Origin of the sequence: Streptosporangium sp. NPDC049046, from assembly GCF_040649155.1 — a bacterium.
GTDB lineage: Bacteria > Actinomycetota > Actinomycetes > Streptosporangiales > Streptosporangiaceae > Streptosporangium.
Window position 1 is genome coordinate 1 of the sequence record NZ_JBEZEZ010000083.1, and the last position, 2,894, is coordinate 2,894.

Consider the following 2,894-nt stretch of genomic DNA (forward strand, 5'->3'; position numbering starts at 1 on the left):
GGGTACTGGTGTGAGAACCTGCGGCGCACGGTGGGCTTCGCTCCGGCGGTCGGGCAGTTGCTGGAGCAGCGGTATCGGGTGTTCGTCGAGGTGAGTCCGCATCCGGTGCTGACGGTCGGTATCGGTGAGTGTGTGGACGAGACCGACGCCACCACCGTGATCGCCGGCACGTTGCGCCGCGATGAGGGCGGCTTGGAGCGGGTGCTGACGTCGGCGGCGGAGCTGTTCGTGCGTGGTGTGACGGTCGACTGGCTGCAGGTGTTGCCGGGCGGTCGCCGGGTGGATCTGCCGACGTACGCCTTCCAGCACCAGCGGTTCTGGCCGAACGCGCGGCAGAGCGGTGATGCCCGTGTTCTGGGCCTGGCTGCTACGGGTCATCCGTTGCTGGGCGCGGCGGTGGGCCTGGCCGATTCCGACGGTGTGTTGTTGACGGGCCGCTTGTCGCTCTCGTCGCAGCAGTGGCTGGCCGACTACGTGGTGGCGGGCTCGGTGCTGGTGCCCGGTTCGGCGTTCGTGGAGCTGGCGGTGCGTGCCGGTGACCAGGTCGGCTGCGAGGTGGTCGAGGAGTTGATCCTGGATGCTCCGCTGGTGCTGGGCGAGGACGACGCGGTCGTGGTCCAGATCGCGGTGGGTGCGCCGGAGGAGACCGGTCGGCGGAGTGTGAGCGTCTACGCCCGTTCGGCGGATGCGGCCGAGGAGGTGCCGTGGGTGCGGCACGCCACCGGCACGTTGGCGACCGGTGCTTCCGAGGTCGTGCCGCTCGACGCGGCGACGTGGCCGCCGGTCGGCGCTACCGAGATCGAGCTGGACGGCTTGTACGAGGAGCTGGCCGAGGACGGTTTCGCCTATGGTCCGGCGTTCCAGGGGTTGCGGGCGGCGTGGCGTCGCGACGGTGAGATCTTCGCCGAGGTGAGGCTGCCCGAGCAGATCGGTGGAGCCGCTTCGTTCGGGGTGCACCCGGCTCTGCTGGACGCGGCGCTGCACGCGGTGGCCTTCGCCGGGCTGGAGCCGGTGGAGGGTGGCCGGTTGCCGTCCTCGTGGGAGCAGGTGTGCCTGCACGCCGGTGGGGCGTCGGTGCTGCGGGTGCGGCTGGCCAGGACAGACACGGATGCGGTGTCGCTGCTGGCGGCGGATGTGACGGGTGCGCCGGTGGTGTCGGCGCGGTCGGTGGTGCTGCGGCCGGTCCCGGCCAAGCAGCTGGGGGTCTCCGACGGTCGCGGAGTCAGCCAGGATGCGTTGTTCCGGGTGGAGTGGGGGCTCGCGGGCACTTTGCCGGAGGCCGGTGAGGTGTCGGTGGGGATCCTCGGCCCGGACACGTTGGGTGTCGCCTCCACGCTGCGGGCGGACGGGGAGCCGGGTGGCCTTCCGGTGCACGCGGATCTGTCGTCGCTGGCCGAGGCGGGCCCGGTGCCGGCGGTGGTGCTGGCCGAGGTGGTCTCCGACCCGGCGGTCGGGGTGGTGGATTCGGCGCATGCGCTCACCGCTCACGTTCTGGATGTGGTGCAGCGGTGGCTGGCCGAGGAGCGGTTCGCCGAGTCGCGGCTGGTGTTCGTCACCCGGGGCGCGGTCGCGGCGGACGACGGTGAGGTGGTCACCGATCTGCCGGCTGCGGCGGCGCGAGGTCTGATCCGTAGCGCTCAGTCGGAGAACCCTGGCCGGTTCGGCTTGGTCGACGTGGACGGACAGGAGTCCTTGCCCGGTGTGCTGCCGGGGGTGTTGGTCTCGGGTGAGCCTCAGGTGGCGGTGCGCGAGGGTGGGGTGTTGGTGCCGCGTTTGGCGCGGGTGGTGTCCGGTGAGGTTCCGGCCGAGGTTTCCGGTGAGGATGTCGGTCGGGTCTGGGATCCGGAGGGAACCGTTCTGATCACCGGTGGTACCGGTGGTCTGGGTGCGTTGTTCGCGCGGCATGTGGTGGCCGAGCGTGGGGTGCGTCATCTGCTGCTGACCAGCCGCCGGGGCCTGGACGCTCCGGGTGCGGTGGAGCTGCAGGCGGAGCTGATCGCGCACGGGGTCGAGGTCACGATCGCGGCCTGTGACATGGCGGATCGGGACGCGGTGGCGGGACTGTTGGCGCAGGTGGACGCCGGGCATCCGTTGACCGCGGTGATCCACACCGCGGGTGTGCTGGATGACGGCACGATTCCGTCGCTGACGGCCGAGCGGCTGGACGGCGTGTTGCGGCCGAAGGTGGATGCGGCCTGGTATCTGCACGAGCTCACCCGTGACGCGGATCTCGCGGCGTTCGTGGTGTTCTCGTCGATGGCGGGGGTGATGGGCAACGCGGGTCAGGGTAACTACGCGGCGGCGAACGCGTTCTTGGACGCGCTGGCCCAGCAGCGCCGGGCCGAGGGGCTGGCGGGGTTGTCGCTGGCGTGGGGCCTGTGGGAGCAGGAGACCGGGATGACCGGCACGCTGGGCGCTGTCGATCTGCGCAGGATGGCGCGGGCGGGGATGCCGGCGCTCTCGGCCGAGCAAGGGCTCGCGGCGTTCGAGCGGGCGGCGGTGTCGGATCACGCGGCGGTGGTGGCGGCGCGGCTGGAACTGTCGGTCCTGCGCACACTCGCCGAACTGCCGCATCTGATGCGTGGCCTGGTTCGTGCGGGCCGTCGGTCGGCGGTTTCCGTCCTCGCGGGTGGGGATTCGGAGTTGTTGCGGCGGTTGGCGGGGTTGGGTGAGGCCGAGCAGGTTCGGCTGGTGGTGGAGTTGGTGCGGGCGCAGGCGGCGGTGGTGCTGGGGCACGCTTCTGGGGAGGCGGTTCAGCCTGGGCGGGAGTTCCGTGAGCTGGGCTTCGACTCCCTCACCGCGGTGGATCTGCGTAACCGGCTGAATGTCGCCACCGGCCTGCGGTTGCCGGCGACGTTGGTGTTCGACTATCCGACGCCGACCGTGCTGGCGCG

The 2,894-nt window shown here is 71.3% G+C and carries 1 protein-coding gene; it reads left to right on the top strand.

Annotation, left to right across the window (positions count from 1 at the left end):
• The coding region (locus tag AB0B96_RS40770; RefSeq protein ID WP_362907673.1) for a type I polyketide synthase at positions 1–2,894 on the top strand (2,894 nt) is incomplete at both ends.